Source organism: Thermoanaerobacter ethanolicus JW 200 (genome assembly GCF_003722315.1).
Taxonomy (GTDB): domain Bacteria; phylum Bacillota; class Thermoanaerobacteria; order Thermoanaerobacterales; family Thermoanaerobacteraceae; genus Thermoanaerobacter; species Thermoanaerobacter ethanolicus.
In genome coordinates this window covers 636,189-655,941 of record NZ_CP033580.1, presented here as the reverse complement: position 1 = coordinate 655,941, position 19,753 = coordinate 636,189, and the positions used below count along the sequence as shown (strand labels likewise).

The following is a 19,753-nucleotide window of genomic DNA, read 5'->3' as shown; positions in this document are numbered from 1 at the left end:
ATTAGGAATTTAAATTATTTATTTCCTCTTGATTCATATATTTAAGCAAAAGATTATCATAAAGATTTATTAAAAAAATTGATACCATTCCAGCCCATAATAATGGTACGCCAACTATTGTTACCAAAAGTAATATGCTAACCGAAATAATTTGAATTAAAGATCCAAACGTATACATTCCATTGTCAAGAAATAACTTAATAGACATATTTATTGCGCTAATAAGATTTTTATTCTCACTAACAAGGAGTGGTAAAAAATAAACCTGAGATAAAATGATAAATATAAACAAATAAGTTTGTATAACAGCAATAATAAATGTAAACATTGTCTTGGTCTGAAAATAGTACCACCACGAGGACACTGGAATCATCACAAAAATGGAAAAAAGCATACTGTATATAAAAGTTCTTATGTAAAATTTTTTCAATCCTGTGAAAAATAATTTATAGCTAAAAGATTTTCTGTCTATTCTTTGTCTTGTTAAATAAAGGATTGCAGTAAATGCAGGTATTGATGTAAAAATAAAGTATATAACTCCGGCATATGGAGTTAACACGAAAATACCAGGAAATATAAAGATAAACCAAATAATACTTATTATTACTACATAAACTATGTTTTCGTAAATATCATGACCACTTTTAATAAGTACTTTGCTCAAACTATTCATAGATTTCTAATTCCCCCTAATATATCGCCATCCCAGTTTCTTTCTCAAATAAATATATTTTGTCTATATTAAATGCTACTTTTGCATGATCGCCTGCAGCAATCCTACTTTGGGGATTAACTCTTGCTGTAATAGTCGTGCCATATTTATCAAAATACAGGAGGTTCTCAGAGCCTAATTTTTCAACAACTTTCACATATGCGTCAATATAAAGTTTATTTTCAATATTTTGGGAAAAATTAGAATCACAAATGTCTTCAGGTCTTATCCCCATCACCATTTCTTTACCATTTATATTTGCTATAACTTTTTTAAATTTTTGAGGTATATCAAACACCGTATTAGAATTACCATCGTTTAACACTACTTTATCCCCTTCAACTTTACAATTTATAAAGTTCATAGAAGGAGCACCGATAAAACCTGCTACAAACATATTAACAGGTCTATTATAAAGTTCGTCAGGAGTAGCAATTTGTTGGATTACTCCGTGATTCATCACAATAATTCTTTGTCCCAATGTCATTGCTTCTACTTGATCATGGGTAACATATACTATCGTAGTTTCTAGCTTTTTATGAAGTTCTGCAAGTTCTACTCTCATCTGAACTCTCAACTTTGCATCAAGATTTGATAAAGGCTCATCAAATAGAAAAACTTTAGGATTTCTAACAATTGCTCTACCCACAGCGACTCTCTGTCTCTGTCCTCCTGATAATTCCCTCGGCTTTCGATCTAATAATTCACTTATCCCAAGTATCTCCGCTGCTCTTTTCACTTTTTGTTCGATTTCTGTTCTAGGAACCTTAAGATTTCTTAAGCCGAAGGAAAGATTTTCATAAACGGTCATATGTGGATATAATGCATAATCTTGAAATACCATAGCAATATCTCTATCTTTAGGTGGGAGATAATTAACTAACTTCTCGCCAATATATATATTGCCTTTTGTTTGTCTTTCAAGACCAGCAATCATTCTTAAAGTTGTTGTTTTACCACATCCAGAAGGTCCAACCAACACTACAAATTCTTTATCTTCTATCGTAAAATTTGCATCATTTACCGCTATTACTCTCCCCCTTTTTTCATCGATAAATTCCTTGGTAACATGTTCGAAAACTATTTTTGCCATTTATGATTGTCCTCCTTATCCTTTTATTGCACCTATAGTAATACCCTGTAAAAAATATTTCTGCAAAGAAAAGAATAGTATAAACATAGGAATCGAAGCAATTACTGCACCTGCCATCATTGGACCATATAATGTACTGTCAGCAAATTTAAACGATGCTAAACCCACTTGAATTGTTCGCATCGCACTTGTTTTTGTTACTAAAAAAGGCCAAAAGAAATCATTCCATTGACTTACGAACGTAAATATTGCCATCACAGCTATCCCAGGTTTGGCAAGTGGAAATATTACCTTCCAGAATATTCCAAATTCACTACATGCATCTATTCTTGCTGCATCTATCAAAGTCGATGGAATAGATGTCATATATTGTTTCATTAAAAATATGTTGTAAACAGATACTAATTGCGGCAATATTATTGCAAAATAAGTATCAGCTAAATTAAATACATTAATCACTAAAACATATAGGGGGATCAAAGTTACTTGTCCAGGTATCATTATTGTACTAATTAATATCCAAAATATTGTATTTCCTCCTGGAAATTTAAGTTTAGCAAAAGCGTATCCTGCCATAGAAGCAAATAATACATTTGATAAAGTTATAACTGTCGCAATAAATAATGAATTGATTAACCATCTTAATACATATTTGTTAAATGTAAAGAAAAATCTATAAGAAGCAAAAGTAAACTCCCGAGGAATCAAATTAAAATGCATAGTAGCAGATAAATTTGGATCTGTGAAAGAAGTGGTTAACATCCAATATAATGGAAATATTGTGAATATAGACCACAAAAATAGTAATGAATATATTAATATCCTTTTAACATAAAATGTAACTCCTTTTTTTTCTCTGTAAACTGGTATTTCTTCTTCTCGGACTGCCTCAATAGTTGTATTCATATAAAATCCTCCTTAATACTCTACATCAGAACCTAAATACTTAAATTGTAATACAGATAATCCTACTATAATAAGGGCCAGCACAAAAGACTCTGCTGCAGCAACACCAAAATCAAAATATTCAAAAGCGTCTTGCCATATAAGATAAGCAATCGTAGTAGTTGCATGATTCGGTCCACCACTTGTCATAAGATATGCCGTCATAAACGCCTGTGATGAACCTATTATACCAGTAATCAACATATATAGTGTTATGGGTTTTAATAAAGGCCATGTAATATTTCTAAATTTAGACCATGTCCCAGCTGCATCTATTTCAGCGGCTTCGTAAATTGTCTTTGGAATACCCCCAAGTGATGCTAAATATAAAATTATTCCGCTTCCATGTCCGCCTATATATGTCATAAGCATAAGAGAAAATAAAGCTGTATCCATTCTGCCAAGCCAATTTATATTTGGAAAACCAAATAAACTCAAAAATTTATTCAGCAATCCGTCTGGCGTAGGGTCATACATTATAAACCAAACTAAAGATAACGTAACTCCAGACGCTACAGCAGGTAGATAAAAGGTAGTTTTGAAAAAAGTTTGTGACTTTTTATCAAGCTGAAATATCAAAAGTGCTAAACCTAATGATATCAATATATTAACAGGAACTGTTCCTAGAGTATATACTAGAGTAGTATAAAGCGCTTTCCAAAATAACTTTCGCCTAAATATGTAGGAATAATTTTCGATGCCAACCCATCGAGACCCCATGACTTGATATTCCTGAAAACTCATCATAAAAGCTTTTATTAAAGGATACAAAGTAAAAGACAAAAATATTATTACTGGAAGTGCAATAAAAATATAACTCCATCCATAGTCTCGTAAAAACTGTTTTATCTTTTCAGATTTTCGGTTATATATCATCATTTCCTGCATAGTATCTCTCCTTTATTTATTAAGCCTAAGGGCATACGCCCTTAAGCTTAATATACATTATCTCCAAATATTTCTTGTGCTGCCTTTTTCACATCTTCATACATTTTTTCAGGTGTAATGTCTCCACCAAGTAAAGCAGGATATTCAGCCTTAATAACTTCATCGTAAAGTTTTTGTGCTTTTTGAGATAGAGCGGGATCTACTTGGACTGGAGGCAATACATTTTTGAATAATCTATCTACTTCTTCTTTATTCTCTGGTTTCATAGTATATTTATCTTTCCATATTTGATCGCCGGATTTTGTAACCTGAGGTAAGCACAAAATTTTTGCTGAAATACCTGCGTATCCTGAAGTCAATGCTACAAGGACTTTCGCCACGTTTCTCAAATGCTCTTCCTGACTTACAGGACCATTATAATTCTTTTGCTTGAACATCGAATATCCATCAACACCACCTGGTGTAATCGCTTTTTGCCCCGCAGCATGCGGCTCAGGGAGTAAGACAAAATCAACAACTTTCTGATCCGGCGGAGCTGTTTTTTCTTGAACTTTTTTGTTATTATCACCAATAACAACCTCATAATATGGCATTGCTTTTCCAATAATCATTGCTTGTTCTGTATAAAAAAGTTCCATTCTTTTTTGTGGTGTTATCTGATTTGATTCTTTAGGCATTATTCCTTCATCTATCAATGACCTTATAAATTTCAATGTTTCTAAAAACTTAGGATCTGTATACGTAAATTTCCCCTTTTCATCAACCATGTATGGAAGGCCATTATTCATTAACATGTGATTAAGCAATTCTGTAATATCAACTCCCGCTCCATGAAAAACAAAGCCATATTGCTGTTTACCTTCCGCATTTATTTTGGTACCTTTTTTAGTAAGTTCCTTAAACTCGTCCCATGTCCACCCATTTTCTTGGATTTTTTTCCAATCTATACCTGCCTCTTCCATTAACTTTTTATTCCCTGCTATAGTATGTATCTTCATATATAACGGCAAGCCATATAATTTACCACCTACTTTCATATATTCGAGCGCAACAGGATAATAATCACTCAATGTTTCTTTATCAATATAATCTTCAATAGGTACTGCAAGTCCCGTTTGTACGTATTTTGCTGATGGAACAATAAACATTAAATCCGGTGGGTCACCAGCATTTATAGCTGTATCAAATTTTTTAACTCCTTCTGCCCATGACAACACTTCTACTTGAATTTCTATATTTGGATTTTTGCTTTCAAAGTCCTCTTTTATTTTTGCAAAGTTTTGTTCATAATCTTTTTCAACAGGAAATGTCCATACCTTTACAATATCTTTTTTTGCTGAAGAAGCTTCTCCATTTGGTTGATTAGTAGTCTTTGAACATCCTGACAACATTGAAGTAATAAAAATTATTGTCAAAAGAATACTAATTAATTTTTTGGCTTTCATTTTTTTACCCCCTATTTTTTTATTTTTTAACCGGATTCCCGGTTAATCACATATCTAATTTCTATCCTCCTTTAATTTTATCGCTTCTGCAATATAGCCGCCGGCCACATCAAGAAGTTGTTTGGCTCTATCTTTGTCTAAATTTGTTACAATCATTAAAATTGTTAGTTTCACATTGTAATTAGTTTCATTAAGTATGCTTTCAATTATCCTTTCCTCGGCACCTGTTGCTAATTTTACAATACGTTTTGCTCTTCCCATTAATTTTTCATTATTAGCTTGCAAATCAACCATCAGATTACTATATACTTTTCCCATCTTTATCATTACACTTGTTGATATCATATTTAATACCAATTTTTGTGCAGTTCCTGCCTTCATCCGCGTTGACCCCATTATAACTTCTGGTCCTACCACCGGTGTAATCAGTATATCTATTATATTTGAAAGGTTTTCATTGGGGTTACAAAACAAACCAATTGTAAGAGCTCCTACTTGTTTTGCATATTCCAATGCACCTATTACATATGGTGTTCGTCCACTTGCCGAAATACCTACAACACTATCATTAACTGTTAAATTTACATTGATTAGATCCTGTCTCCCAGCTTCCACATCGTCTTCTACGTTTTCCATTGCATTCCTTATTGCTTTATCTCCTCCCGCAATTATCCCAAGCACAAGCCTCGGATCAGTACCAAATGTAGGAGGACACTCAGATGCATCAAGAATACCTATTCTCCCACTGGTACCTGCCCCTATGTATATCAATCTCCCCCCTTTTTTCATTTTCTCTGCAATGCTATCAACAGCTTTAGCTATAGAAGGTATAACCTTTTCAACGGCTACAGCAACTTTCTTATCTTCATTGTTGATTTTTTTTAGCATTTCAATTGTGTCCAGTCTGTCTATATCCATTGTTTCAGGGTTTCTACCTTCAGTGATTAATTCATCTAATATCATAGTACCAAATCCTTTCTATAAACTGTTTTTTCGTTTATTTATATATTTTTCGTATTGATAACGCTTCTGTTGTATTTTCAAGAAACTTAACAACATCGTTGTATTTTCTTTTTGCTACAAGAATAAAAAGTATATCAATAACATTTAATTGTGCTATTCTGGAAGCTGTTGCACCAGATCTAAACAAAGGCTCTTCTGATGATACAAAAAGATTTATATCAGCTACTTTTACCAGCGGGAATTGTCCAAATTTAGTTAAACTTATCGTAGTAGCACCCGCTTCTTTAGCTACTTCTAAAGCCTCTACAATTTCTCTTGTACAACCTGAATATGATATCCCAAAGGCAACATCTCCTTTCTTTAAATTTGCTGCTGACGTCAATTGAAGATGGGTATCCTGATAGGCAGTACAAGGTATATTTATCCTTGAAAATTTCAACATCGCATCATATGCCACAGTTCCTGAAGCAGCAACTCCATAAAAATCGATTTTGTTCGCATTTGATAAAGCGTCAACAGCTTTTATTATGCTCTTTACGTCAAGTAAAGAAATTGTGTTATCTATTGCTTGCTTATTAAAATTTGCAATTTTTTGAATAACATCTGATACATCGTCATCATCAGTAATACCGCCATCAAGTTTTTTAGTTTGTTTTGATAAAGATACAGCAATTTTAATTTTTAATTCCTGAAATCCTTTTAACCCAATAGTTCTGCAAAATCTCACAATACTGGCTTCACTCGTATCACAAGCCTTTGCAAGCTCATTAATAGATAATTCTGTAACAACATCAGCATTATCTAGTATATATTTTGCGATTTTAGCTTCTGATGGTTTAAAAGTTATTTGCAATTCTTTTATTACTGCCAAAATATCCGTCATAAAAACCGTCCTTTACCTCTATAAATTTTTCTTTGTTATTATATATATTCGACGTAAGTTGTAAAATTCCTTCTTAAATTTTAAAAAAATATGTAATTTTACTTCTCGAAATTTTTATAAAAAAGGCGGATATAATTTCCGCCTATTCCATATCATCACTTCGTTATAAGTTTAAGCTCAGCTGGTATAAATTTTTCTACCTTTTCACCTTTTAGATATTTGTCAGCCATTTCTACTCCAAGAGAACCTATTAAAGCTGGTTGCTGAGCAATCGTTGCAGCCATTTTGCCATTTTTTATAGCTTTCAACGCATCATCTGTCCCATCGAATCCAACTACTAAAATTCCTTGCCTATTTGCACTCTCTATTGCTTTTATTGCACCTAATGCCATTTCATCATTTTGGGCAAATACTGCATCAATTTTAGGTTGGGCTTGAAGGATATTTTCCATTACTGATAAACCTTTTGAACGATCAAAATCAGCAGCTTGTTTTGCTACAATTTTTATATCTGGATACTTAGCAATAGCTTCGTCAAATCCTTTGCCTCTATCTCTGGCAGCAGAAGTACCTGGTATACCTTCAAGTTCCACCACATTTCCTTTACCATGAAGTGCCTTTGCAATAAACTCTGCTGCCATTTCTCCACCTTTTACGTTATCTGAAGCTATGTGACAAATAACATCTCCACCATTTGCAGACCTGTCCAAAGTAATAACCGGTATATTTTTGCTATTTGCTTCTTTTATCGCATTAACTACAGCATCGCTATCTACAGGATTTATAAGCAAAACGTCTACTTTTTGTTGAATTAAATCTTCTACATTAGAAAGTTCTTTTGAAGAGTCATTTTGTGAATCTTCTACTATCAATTTATAACCTAATTCTTTTGCTTTGGCTTCTGCACCATTTTTTAATGTTACAAAAAACGGGTTATTAAGCGTCGATATAACTAAACCTATTGTCTTTTCTCCTTTAGCATTTGAAGTATTGTTGGTATTACCTGTACTGCATCCAGCAATTAACACAACAGTTAAAATAAATGTTAATAAAAGGAACAAAATTTTTGATTTTCTCATAATTAAACTCTCCCCTCTTAATTAAATTTTTAATTTTTAAAATTTTTTGTTTTTAAATTAATTAAAGTCTTTCTAAAACACCCCCTTTATTTACTTTCTTTCTTGTCTAATGCTATAGCAAGTAATATTACTGCACCTTTAGCTATAAGCTGATAAAAAGGCGAAACGTTAAGTAAATTTAAGCCATTATTTAAAATGCCTATTATCAAAGCACCTATCAGAGTACCTATTACTCCCCCTTCGCCACCTGATAAACTTGTACCTCCAAGTACAACCGCAGCTATGGCATCAAGTTCAGCACCCTGCCCTGCTGTTGGAGCTGCAGAATTTAACCTTGAAGTAATTATTAAACCACTTATTGCTGCTAAAAAGCCACTTAAAGAATACACAAATAGAATTATATTGTTAGTATTAATACCAGCCAATTTAGCAGCCTGTATATTGCCCCCTGTAGCATAGACATATCTTCCAAGTCTATTATTCTTTAAAATGTAATAACCTACCACAAAGATAAGAACCGTAAGAATTATTGGTACAGGTATTGGCCCAATATAACCGTTGCCAATATAACCAAAAGCCCCACCTAAACCCGTTATTGGTTGTCCATTGGTATATACAAGTGTTAGACCTCTTGCTATTGTCATCATGGCAAATGTCGCAATAAAGGGTGGTATATTCCATCTAATTATGACAAAACCATTAAAAAATCCTAAACCGGTACCTATTATTAAACCTGCTAATACCGCTATAATTAATGGAGAACCGTCTTTTAACATGCCAGCTGTAATTGCACTTGAAAAGGCTAATATAGAACCTACAGATAAGTCTATTCCACCTGTTAATATTACAAACGTCATACCCACAGCCATTATTGCATTTAGGGAAGTCTGTCTTAAAACATTTGTAAGATTATAATAATCTAAAAATCTTGGTGATAATATTGAAAATACAACGATTAACCCTACTAAGCCTATCAAAGATTTTGCTTTGAGTAAAAATTCACTAATATTTATTTTTGTTACTTTTTCTTCCGGTAAATTCAACTCATTCCCCTCCTACAGCTTTTAACATTACCTTTTCTTCTGTCGCTTCTTCATGAAGTATTTCGCCTGTTATCCTTCCTTCATGCATTACAATAATTCTATCGCTAATATTCAAAACCTCTGGCAATTCTGAAGATATTAAAATTATACCAATACCTTGCTTTTTTAAATTATTAATCAATTTATATATTTCATTTTTTGCTCCAACATCAATGCCTCGAGTTGGTTCATCAAGAATAATTAATTTAGGATTTGTCAATAAACATTTGGCAATAGCAATTTTTTGTTGGTTCCCTCCACTCAGTTTAGATATTTTTTGATTTATTGAAGAGGTCTTAATGTTTAATTTTTCAATCATTTGGTTTACTAAATATTTTTCTTTAGAATGGTAAATAGTGCCCATATAATCAGAAATACTTTTTAATGCCGAAAGCGTCATATTTTCTTTTAAAGTATGCTTTAATATCAAACCGTCATTTTTTCTATCTTCAGATAAATATATTATTCCATTATCAATAGCATCTTTTGGATTATTTATCTTTAGCTCCTCATTTTCAAGATAAATTTTACCTGAGGTTTTCTTATAAAAACCAAATATTGTTTTGGCCACTTCAGTTCTTCCTGCACCTATCAAACCAGCAAACCCTACTACTTCACCTTTTCTGACTGTGAAATTAATATTTTCAAATAAACCCTTCACACTAAGATTTTCTACTCGCAATATTTCCTCTCCCAGCGGAACAGATTCACGAGGATATTGTTCTTTTAGTTCTCTTCCAACCATCATTGTAACTAACTCATCACGTGTAACTTCGTTAATTTTGCCTTGAGAAATAAAGCGTCCATCTCTTAAAACAATATAGTCATCACAAATTTCAAAAATTTCATTCATTCTGTGAGATATATAAATAATAGTTCGTCCTTCTGATTTAAGCGATCTTATGACTTCAAATAATTTTTTTGTCTCTGCCTCTGTTAAAGCAGCAGTTGGTTCATCCATTACTAATATCTCAGCATCCATCAATAAACTTCTAGCTATTTCAACCATTTGTTGTTCTCCAACACTCAAGTGCTTTACCAGTCTATTAACGTTTATATTCATACCCAATTCACTAAGCTTTTTAGCAGCTTCTTGCTTTATTTTTTTCCAATCTATAGCGTTAAATGATTTTAGATATTCCCTGCCTAAAAAAATATTTTCAGCAACACTAAGTGATGGTATAAGATTGAGCTCCTGATGAATCATAGCAATGCCATATTTTTCAGCATCTTTGACATTTCTTATATTTACTTCTTCCCCTTTTATATAAATACTTCCTTCATCTTTCTCATAAATGCCGCAGAGAATTTTCATCAGAGTTGACTTTCCTGCCCCATTTTCACCTAATAAAGCTAAAACATGACCTTTATAAAGGGTTAAGCTTACATTATCCAGAACTTTAACATTGCCAAACTTTTTCGTTATATTCCTCATCTCTAAAACGGGTTCCAAAAATTATTCCCCCTTTGAATTGTTAAAATTCCACACCTGACTCTAAAATAATATTTGCATATGGCTTATATTCACCAGTCCTAATAATAGCTCTAGCGTTTTTTGACATTGCCTTTAAATCTTCATGGCTAATAAGTATTAGCTTTTCTCCAAATAGCTCGAGAAGGTATAGGTATAAATCGTTATTTTTATCTATCATTTCTTTCGCAATATATGCTTTTTCTACTCCCAACTCAGTAAGTACCGTATTTAATGTATCTTTAAAACTCGGTATCCCTTTTGTTAAAGCAATATCAATTCTTTTAACACCATCTGGTATAGGTAATCCACTATCAGCAATCACCAACAAATCTGTATGCCCTAATCTTGCAACAACTTCTGAAATTTCACTATTCAGCAAATATGTCTTTTTCATTTGTTATAACCCCTTTCTTTAATAAATTTTTCTACCTCATCTCTATAAGGCAAGGATGACTGAGCGCCTTCTTTAGTAACCGTTAATGCTGCTACGTATGTAGCAAATTCTATTGCACTTTCAATGTTCTTCCCTTCACTTAATGCCACTGCTAATGCTCCTGTAAATGAATCACCTGCTGCTGTTGTATCAACAGCAGTAACTTTGATCGCATCAAATAGTTTTTCTGTATCCTTATTGATAAAAAAGCTTCCTTTTTCTCCAATAGTTGTTATAACGTTTTGAACTCCTTTGTCCAGCAAATATTTTGAGGCCTTTTTTATATCTGCAATTGTTTCTATTTTACTTTTGGATAAAAAAGCCAGTTCTGTTTCATTTGGAGTTAAAATGTAAACTTTTTCTAAGAGCGTATCAGGCAATTCACATGCTGGTGCAGGATTTAATATGACTTTTATACCTTTCCGGTAGCATAAATCCACTACAAATTCTACTGTCTCAACTGGTATTTCTAACTGAATTACACACATTTTCGCTTCATCAAAAATATCTTCGTGTTTTTCTATTTGCTCTATATTAAGCCTTTTATTTGCTCCCTGATAAACAACTATGTTGTTTTCTCCTCTTTCACTCACATTAATATAAGCTGTACCCGTCGGTATTTCGTAATCAAATTCTATCCCTTTAACATCTATGCTATCAATTTTTAAGCCCTCATATAATTTCTTACCATATTCATCATTTCCCACTCTACCGATCATAAAGACCGTTCCACCCAACCTTGCAATTGATACCGCTTGATTTGCGCCTTTACCACCGCCGTAATTTTTCAAATCATAAGCAATAACTGTCTCACCAACTACAGGAATATGCGGAACTCGTATCACAACGTCCATATTAATACTTCCAACAACAACTATCTTCTCCATCTTTTTACCACCTTTAGCCAATATTTTTTGTGCTTTGGCGTATTATCAACTGGGGTCTAAAATTAATAATTTTTTTCTTTAACTTTTTCCCTTCTACAAGTTTTATTAGCATTCGAGCAGCAGTCAGTCCCATATCATATGCAGGTTGCTTTATAGTAGTTAATTGTGGTTCTAGTATTTGAGAAAGCTGTATATCATCAAACCCTACTATTGAAATATCATCTGGTATCTTGTACCCATATGAACGTATTGTTTTGTACGCTCCATATGCCATTAAATCATTGCATGCAAAAATAGCTGTAACATTTTCATTATTACCTAACAACTTTTCAGTTCCAATTATTCCACTGTTTATCTTATAATCTCCTTCAAATATCAACCTTTCATCCACATCCATACCATTTTCTATTAATGCTTTTTTGTATCCTTCTAGTCTTTCTTTGGCACTTTTTGTATAAAGTGGTCCTGTTATACAACCAATTTTTTTATGCCCTAAATCTATGAGATGTTTTGTCGCAATGTAACCACCTTCATAGTTATCAAGAAAAACTCCGTAAATGTCTTCAGAATCAACACGTCTATCCATTATGACAATAGGAATACCACTCTTGACAAGTTCCATAATGTGTTCATGTTTAGGAATAGAACTGCTGGTAAATATTATACCATCGACATATTTTTCTTTTAGTGCATTTATATACTCGCTTTCTTTCTCCAAATTGTCATCTGTATTGCACAAGAAGACGTTGTAACCGTAAATGTGAGCACTATCCTCTACACCACGGGCAATATCAGGAAAGAATGGGTTGGAAATATCGGGAATTATAAGACCGATAGTCTTAGTTTTTTTAGTAACTAATCCTCGTGCTATTGCATTAGGTTGATAACCCAATTCTTTTACTAATTGAAGAATCCTATTTCTAGTTTCTTCACTAACTCCTTCACTTTTATTGTTTATAACTCTCGATACTGTTGTAATTGATACATTCGCTAGTTTTGCAATATCTTTTATTGTTACAGCCATAAATTCATCACCTATTAAATTTTAGTTTAACGTTTTAGTAAAACGCTTAACTATATAATAAAATAAAAATGACATTTTGTCAATAATAAAAATAAAAATTTTTTATAACTTTTCACGTGATTTAATTATTATAAAATCAGGGCTTTTTGTGCCCTGATTTTATACTGCCTTTTTTAATATTTCCTCTATAATCTCGTGAGATTTTAAAGTACATTTTAATTCGTCATTTGCATAATTCCCTTCTAATACGTCCTTTAAAAAGCTTTTTACAGCAGTCTCAAAACCTCTTCTATAAGATATAGTATCCCAGCTTTCAAAATTATGCACATATATTTTGCCATTTTCCATTATTCTTATACTTTCCATGTCTTCCACAACTGCACTTTTGCCATGCCCGTGTATCTCTAACCTTTCATAATCTTTTCCACCATTTCTATGCATGACTCCTATCGCTGTAAAACTATTAGATTTTAATACTACTTCTATGGATTTTAATGAATCTCTTTCTTTTGAAATATTTACATCTATATCATCAACATCTTTAACTATATAGCATAAAGTGTCTATTACATGAATGAAATCGTCATAAAGTGTAAACTTAACACTATTTTTGATGTCATTATTCCTGTTTTTCACCATAATGCACAATTCAGGTTTTAAGCCATCAAACAAAGCTAAGGCTTTTTGATACATAGGCGCATATCTTCTGTTAAAACCTACCTTCAAAATAAGAGATTTGTCCATAGCCAAATCTATAAGTTCTTTTGTCTTATCTATCTCTTCAGTTATAGGCTTATCAACATATACGTGAATACCGCTTTTTAGTAGTTCTTTTACTATTTCATAATGGCTATCTGTGGTTGCATGTACAAAAGCACAATCTGGCTTTTGTTTTATCGCAACGTCTATTTCTGTGTAAACATCACAACCATATCTTTCTTTATATTTTTGGAGCTTTTCTTTGTTTCTTCCAACAATACCTAATATATTTAGTTCATCTAAATTAAATATGAAAGGCAAATAGGCTTTATTAAAAATATTCCCTGGTCCTATAATAATTGCTTTTAATTTTTCCATGTCAACACCCCATATAATTAAAGTCCAGGATACGCAAACAGCTCTGAAATAACAAGAGATACTGCTCCAATTGCCCCCGCATGGAATTGAAGTTTGGAAGTTTTTATTTTTACTTTATAATATCTATAAACAAGACTTTTTTCCTCTACTTCTTTTAAAACTTCATTTAAAATTAAGTCATCAGCTAAAGACAAAGTATTTCCAATAATTATAAGTTCAGGATTAAAAGTATTTATAATATTGACTACACCTACTCCTAATTTTCTTCCTATTTCTTTTAAAGCTTCTACCGCTATTTTGCTCCCTTTTCGCGCATAATCGATAATATCAATAGCACTCAGTGTATAAAAGTTATTTTTGTTTATATACTCATCAGACTTTCCCATCAGCAATTGTGTATTTATGTATTCAAGCAATGCTTTTTCTGAAGCATAATTTTCCCAACATCCTGTATTGCCACACCTACACTGATGGTCATGAATATCAATTGTCATATGTCCCATTTCTCCAGCAAGACCTACTGTGCCTCTGTATAACTCTCCATTAATTATTATTCCTGTACCAATACCAATTCCAGCACTCACATAAACAAGATTGTTATATTTAATCCCTGCTCCAAACCACTTTTCTCCTATAGCTCCTACATTTGCTTCATTATCTATGTGTACCTTAATTTTGAATTTATCTTCTATAATTTGTTTAAGAGGTACATTTTCCCATTTTAAATTTGGCGCTAATAATATACTGCCTTTCTTGTAATCCACAATGCCAGGAACACCAATCCCAATTCCTAAAATTCCTCTTATTGTTTCAGGAGCATTTGAGATTGCTTCATCAATCAATTCTATCAAACGTTCAATAATCGTTTGCTGGTTCTCGCCAATTTTTATATCTATTTTCTTTTCCCAAATAACATTTGCCATCAAATCGGTCAAGACAATTAGTATATAATTTACATCTAAATCAATGCCTATTATGCATCCAGCTCTCTCATTTATGCTTAATATGATTGGCTTCCTGCCACCTTTTGATTCTCCTGGCCCCTCTTCTTTCACAAACCCTTCGTTTATAAGTTCATCAACAAGGAAAGATACAGTTGACTTGTTTAAACCTGTAATGTGTGCAATATCCGCTCTTGAAACATTCCCCTTTTTTCTTATGGTATTGAGCACTATTGATTTATTTATTTGCTTAACTAATAATTGATCCGCTGTTATCATTTGTTCACCCTTCTATTTATATTGTTGTTTCTAGTGTGAATTATAACATATTAAATCTTAAAAGAAAATTGAAATAATTTTTTATTTTGTAGTTACCTTTTAATTATACAGCTAAGTTAGATATAAAGAGAGAACATTTCAACATTACTATGAAAAATGCTTTATTCCAATGTGTCCCATATGGAAGGGGTCCTTCCGTCTTCATTTACCGCTCCTTCTATTTGGTATGATGATGTGGCTGTCCCCCAAACGAAATCTCTTGGAAATTTTGCCAATTTTATCACTCCTATCTCTATTATTTGGCTTTCTATTTATTCTCTACCCTTACTTCCGTAATAAATTTTTTAGCTACTTTCTCTTTTTCTCCTACAATTTCAAAATAATCCCTTAGCCTTATATCTTCAGAAGAGCTCCCTATCATTACATCTACACGTCCTGGTTCTACCACATACTCCATATTCTCATCATAAAAACCCAGTTGTTCAATAGAAAGTTTGAAAATAACTGTCTTTTCTTCACCAGCATCTAAAGTAATGCGTTTAAACCCTTTAAGCTCTTTAACAGGCCTTGTAACACTTAAAGCTTCTTGATGTATATAAAGTTGAACAACTTCATCTCCCTTTAATGTACCTGTATTTTTTATATCAACAGAGATTTCAACCATTCTGTCCCTTAAAGAAACCTTTCTATTAGAAATATTAAGATTAGTGTATGAAAACTCTGTATAGCTAAGACCATAACCAAAGGGATATAAAGGCTTTGTGCTTAATTCTACATAGTCCCCCTTCCAGTGACTGCGGCCTCCAGAAGGTTTATGGTAATAATATACTGGTAACTGCCCTACTGATTGAGGAATAGAAATTGGTAGTTTACCTCCAGGATTATAGTCACCAAAAATCACATCTGCAACAGCTCTTCCACCCTCTTCACCAGGTAACCAAGCTTCAATAATTGCTGGAATTTTTTCAGCTATCCAAGAAATAGACATTGGTCTTCCATTTATAAGTACCACTATTACTGGTGTACCAGTTTCATAAACCGCTTTTATCAGCTCTTCTTGTACACCTGGCAAATTAAGGTCTGCCCGATCTCTTGATTCACCAGAAGTACAGCCATCTGTTAACCCTGATTTATCTCCTACTACCACAACAGCAACATCAGCCTGTTTTGCAATCTCAACCGCTTCTTTAAAACCATCCTTACTATTGTTAAGAACATCGCAGCCTTTTGCATATAAAACTTCTGTATTAGAAGAAGCTTTTGCCTTAATTCCCTGTAGCACAGTTACAATAGGTACATAAATATCTTTTGCTTCTAAGCTTTCTGGCAAAGGTGTATTAAAAACATTGTCGGTCTCTCTCATTTCAAGTAATGATTCAATATGACAAGGATATGCATAATCACCAATCATATTGCGAATACTGTCAGCATTGGGGCCAATAACTGCAATAGATTTCAAATCTTTCTTTAAAGGCAGCAAATTATTTTCATTTTTCAACAATACTATAGACTCCTGCGCTATTTTATAAGCTAGTTCTCGTTGTTCATTTGTATCAAAAATCTCAACAGCCTTTTCTTCATTTATATAAGGATTCTCAAATAACCCTAATTCAAATTTTATTTTTAAAACTCTCTTTACAGCTTCATTTACAAAATCTATATCAATCTCACCACTTTCAATTAACTCTCTAAGCGGCAAGCCATAATAGTCGGTGCTTGGTAATTCCACATCAACACCAGCCTCTAAAGCCAATTTTGCAGCTCCCTTTTTATCTGATGTCACATGATGGTACTCGTAAAGCTGGCTTATAGCAAAGTAATCAGATACTACAATTCCCTCGAAACCCCAATCTTTACGTAAAATATCGTTTAACAATTTTTTTGATTTGTGACACGGTACCCCATCAAGTTCGTGGTATCCCGGCATAATCGAACTTAATTTCGCCTCTTTTACCGCCGCCTCAAAAGGATAAAGAAAAACTTCTCTAAGCTCCCTTTCAGGAATATGAGCAGGAGCCCAATTCATACCTCCTTCTGAATTTCCATATCCCACAAAATGTTTTCCTGTAGCTACAATGCCTTCCCTTAAACTTTCAGTTTGAAGCCCACGAATATATGAAACACCCATACGCATTACTAAATAAGGGTCTTCTCCAAAAGTTTCTTCTGTTCTTCCCCAACGTGGATCTCTTGTAATATCCAATAAAGGCGCAAGAGCTTGCCTTGCTCCAACAGCTTTCATCTGTTCCCTTATTACAGAAGCCATTTTTTCAACAATTTCATTATTCCACGTACTCGCAACTCCTATAGTTTGTGGAAAAATAGTTGCCCCTTTTGCCATATATCCACTACAAGACTCCTCATGAATCAAAGCAGGTATGCCAAGCCTTGTATTTTCAATCAAAAATTTTTGAATCTGATTTGCTATTCTCACTGTTTCCCGTGGTGATAAATTACTTGCTCCACCAAGGCGGGTAATCTGACTTATTCCATATGACATCAATCTTTTAGCTTTATCAAAAGAAAATTTCATATCATCTAATATTTCGTATACCCAAATACTGTTTAATTGTGCTACTTTTTCTTCTATAGTCATTTGCTGTAATAAATCTTCTACTCTTTTTTCCACTGATTGAGTGGAATCTAAATATAATGGCTTCATTTAAAAATCCCCCTTTTGCTTTTATTTTTTTACTCTTTTATAGCACCCATTGCAATTCCGCTTACAATATATTTTGAAAATATAGCATAAACTATTATAATAGGAATCATCGTGATTGCAAGACCAAGGTATATTGCTCCATATTCTGTTCTATACATATCCCCACGTAATAATTTAACAATCATTGGAAGCGTATATTTTTCTATTTTTGAAATTAACATAAATGGAGTAAAAAAGTTATTCCAAGAAGCAACAAAAGATAAAATTCCCATTGTAAATGCACCAGGTTTTGCTATAGGTAAAATAATTTTATGAAAAATTCCAAGTTCTCCACTTCCTTCGATACGGGCAGCTTCTATTAAATCCTTTACTATCGTAGATTCCAAATATTGTAGTGCAAAAAATACCATTGGAGGCGAAGCAATAGCTGGAACAATTAGCGGAATATAACTATTTAATAATTTTAGAGATGCCATATATTTATAAAATCCTATTATTGGTACTAATTGAGTTGGAACAATTGTCAAAAGTACCACAGTATTATATAGCATTTTTTTCCATTTAAAATCATATACATGAATTGCATAAGCCGTCATCATTGAAAAATAAACAGTTAAAAAAGTAACTGGAACAGATATAATAAGGCTGTTTAAAAAGCCTCGCCATATGTTTACTCCCATCCCTGTAAGATGATTCCAATTTACCCACAGATTACTGCTTGGCAACAAACTAACTCCTTGCTGTATTTCAGGTGTGGAACGTGTAGCATTAACAAGCAAAAGCCATATAGGTAAAATAGCAAGTAAGAAAAGTATAATTAAAAAGATATATACTCCTATCTTCATAAATTTTATACGAAGTTTATAATTCATAATCCCATCCTTTCTTAGCCTAATTTTTGTCTTTATTCCCTCTCTTTTAGCAGGTTTATTATAATAAATGCTGCAATAGCAGTTATAAGAAAAATCATAACACCAACAGAAGCAGCAGCACCAATATAACCATCGCCACTTGAAAATTTCATATACATTAAAACGCTCATTGTTCTTATAGCTCCGTCAGGAGATCCTGTCCCATCAGTTAATAAATAGGGTATATCAAACATCTGCATTCCGCCTGATAACGAAGTCACAAGTACATATATTAGAACCGGTTTTAAAAGAGGAAGAGTAATTTTAGTAAACATTTGCCATGAATTAGCACCATCCACTAAAGCTGATTCATAATATGAAGGTGAAATTGAAGATAGCCCTGCCATTAAAAAGATTATTGTTACTCCATACCACATCCACCATTGAATAAACGCCACAATAAGTTGTGTCCAAGTAGTACTCCTAAAAAAGTCAAAAGCTTCTTTTAAAATTCCTGTACGAACTGCTATCTGATTTACAGGACCATATAGGGAGAAAAAATTATAAAAAAGTGCAGCTACTGCAACTGGCATAAGTATATTTGGTAAATAATAAATCGTTCTCCATAACCCAATAAATTTAATTTTCAATCTGTTATTGACAAACCAAATAGCTAAAAGCATAGCAATAGTTAATTGGGGAATAAAATTAATAAGCCAAATTTTCCACGTATTTATTACTGATTTTAAAAAATAGTTATCAGAAAATAATTGTTTGAAATTCGCAAATCCAACAAAATGATAAGACGAATTCATCAGAGTCATATCTGTTAAACTTAAGTAAAATGTATAAATAAGTGGATATAGATTAAAAACTAAAAATATAACTATAAATGGCAAAGTAAAGATATAACCATAATAGTTCTTATTAATCTTGCTTTTCGATTTTAAATTAAAAGCTTCCATATTTGTATTCCCTCACTTTTATAAAATTACTAAGAAGCCTAGAGAAAATGCCAACAAAACGTTAGCATTT

Annotated in this window: 18 protein-coding genes and 1 pseudogene; all 19 read right to left on the bottom strand. The window is 32.7% G+C overall.

The window, feature by feature from the left end:
• Position 1: 1 nt before the first annotated feature.
• The gene (locus EB239_RS03240; protein ID WP_003869033.1) at positions 2 to 673 is read right to left on the bottom strand and encodes a hypothetical protein; all 672 of its coding nucleotides are present in this window, start codon (positions 671 to 673) and stop codon (positions 2 to 4) included.
• Positions 674 to 689: 16 nt separating this feature from the next.
• Positions 690 to 1,805 (bottom strand): ABC transporter ATP-binding protein, encoded by a 1,116-nt coding sequence (locus EB239_RS03235; RefSeq protein ID WP_003869032.1) that lies wholly within the window; start codon positions 1,803 to 1,805, stop codon positions 690 to 692.
• A gap of 15 nt (positions 1,806 to 1,820) precedes the next feature.
• Positions 1,821 to 2,711, bottom strand: a complete 891-nt coding sequence (locus EB239_RS03230) for a carbohydrate ABC transporter permease (RefSeq protein ID WP_003869031.1) — start codon at positions 2,709 to 2,711, stop codon at positions 1,821 to 1,823.
• Positions 2,712 to 2,723: 12 nt separating this feature from the next.
• Positions 2,724 to 3,638, bottom strand: coding sequence for a carbohydrate ABC transporter permease (locus tag EB239_RS03225; protein WP_003869030.1), 915 nt, complete (start codon positions 3,636 to 3,638; stop codon positions 2,724 to 2,726).
• 47 nt (positions 3,639 to 3,685) lie between these two features.
• Entirely contained in the window at positions 3,686 to 5,083 is a 1,398-nt protein-coding gene (locus tag EB239_RS03220) for an ABC transporter substrate-binding protein (protein ID WP_003869029.1), read from the bottom strand.
• A 54-nt stretch (positions 5,084 to 5,137) separates the two neighbouring features.
• Entirely contained in the window at positions 5,138 to 6,046 is a 909-nt protein-coding gene (gene murQ, locus EB239_RS03215) for an N-acetylmuramic acid 6-phosphate etherase (protein WP_003869028.1), read from the bottom strand.
• A gap of 34 nt (positions 6,047 to 6,080) precedes the next feature.
• Positions 6,081 to 6,929 carry a MurR/RpiR family transcriptional regulator gene (locus tag EB239_RS03210; protein ID WP_003869027.1) on the bottom strand — a complete coding sequence of 283 codons (849 nt, stop codon included), beginning with the start codon at positions 6,927 to 6,929 and terminating at the stop codon, positions 6,081 to 6,083.
• Between the two features lie 155 nt (positions 6,930 to 7,084).
• A complete protein-coding gene (gene rbsB / locus EB239_RS03205; RefSeq protein ID WP_003869026.1) occupies positions 7,085 to 8,008 on the bottom strand; it encodes a ribose ABC transporter substrate-binding protein RbsB in 924 nt (307 codons plus the stop codon).
• Positions 8,009 to 8,094: 86 nt separating this feature from the next.
• Entirely contained in the window at positions 8,095 to 9,051 is a 957-nt protein-coding gene (locus tag EB239_RS03200) for an ABC transporter permease (protein ID WP_003869025.1), read from the bottom strand.
• A gap of 1 nt (position 9,052) precedes the next feature.
• Positions 9,053 to 10,543, bottom strand: a complete 1,491-nt coding sequence (locus tag EB239_RS03195) for a sugar ABC transporter ATP-binding protein (protein WP_003869024.1) — start codon at positions 10,541 to 10,543, stop codon at positions 9,053 to 9,055.
• A gap of 22 nt (positions 10,544 to 10,565) precedes the next feature.
• Positions 10,566 to 10,958: a D-ribose pyranase gene (gene rbsD / locus EB239_RS03190; protein WP_003869023.1), complete on the bottom strand. Its 393-nt coding sequence runs from the start codon at positions 10,956 to 10,958 to the stop codon at positions 10,566 to 10,568.
• A complete protein-coding gene (gene rbsK / locus EB239_RS03185; RefSeq protein WP_003869022.1) occupies positions 10,955 to 11,884 on the bottom strand; it encodes a ribokinase in 930 nt (309 codons plus the stop codon). The genes rbsD and rbsK overlap by 4 nt, the downstream gene beginning before the upstream one ends.
• Before the next feature lie 13 nt (positions 11,885 to 11,897).
• On the bottom strand, positions 11,898 to 12,908 hold the full coding sequence (locus tag EB239_RS03180) for a LacI family DNA-binding transcriptional regulator (protein WP_003869021.1): 1,011 nt from the start codon (positions 12,906 to 12,908) through the stop codon (positions 11,898 to 11,900).
• 159 nt (positions 12,909 to 13,067) lie between these two features.
• Entirely contained in the window at positions 13,068 to 13,985 is a 918-nt protein-coding gene (locus tag EB239_RS03175; RefSeq protein WP_003869020.1) for a Gfo/Idh/MocA family protein, read from the bottom strand.
• 17 nt (positions 13,986 to 14,002) lie between these two features.
• Positions 14,003 to 15,205 (bottom strand): ROK family transcriptional regulator, encoded by a 1,203-nt coding sequence (locus EB239_RS03170; RefSeq protein WP_003869019.1) that lies wholly within the window; start codon positions 15,203 to 15,205, stop codon positions 14,003 to 14,005.
• A 170-nt stretch (positions 15,206 to 15,375) separates the two neighbouring features.
• A pseudogene (locus tag EB239_RS03165) lies at positions 15,376 to 15,480 on the bottom strand (family 1 glycosylhydrolase); the annotation flags it as partial.
• A 32-nt stretch (positions 15,481 to 15,512) separates the two neighbouring features.
• Positions 15,513 to 17,867, bottom strand: coding sequence for a glycoside hydrolase family 3 N-terminal domain-containing protein (locus EB239_RS03160; protein ID WP_003869018.1), 2,355 nt, complete (start codon positions 17,865 to 17,867; stop codon positions 15,513 to 15,515).
• 29 nt (positions 17,868 to 17,896) lie between these two features.
• Positions 17,897 to 18,739, bottom strand: coding sequence for a carbohydrate ABC transporter permease (locus EB239_RS03155; RefSeq protein WP_003869017.1), 843 nt, complete (start codon positions 18,737 to 18,739; stop codon positions 17,897 to 17,899).
• A gap of 32 nt (positions 18,740 to 18,771) precedes the next feature.
• Positions 18,772 to 19,683 carry a carbohydrate ABC transporter permease gene (locus tag EB239_RS03150; RefSeq protein WP_003869016.1) on the bottom strand — a complete coding sequence of 304 codons (912 nt, stop codon included), beginning with the start codon at positions 19,681 to 19,683 and terminating at the stop codon, positions 18,772 to 18,774.
• Between the last annotated feature and the right edge of the window lie 70 nt (positions 19,684 to 19,753).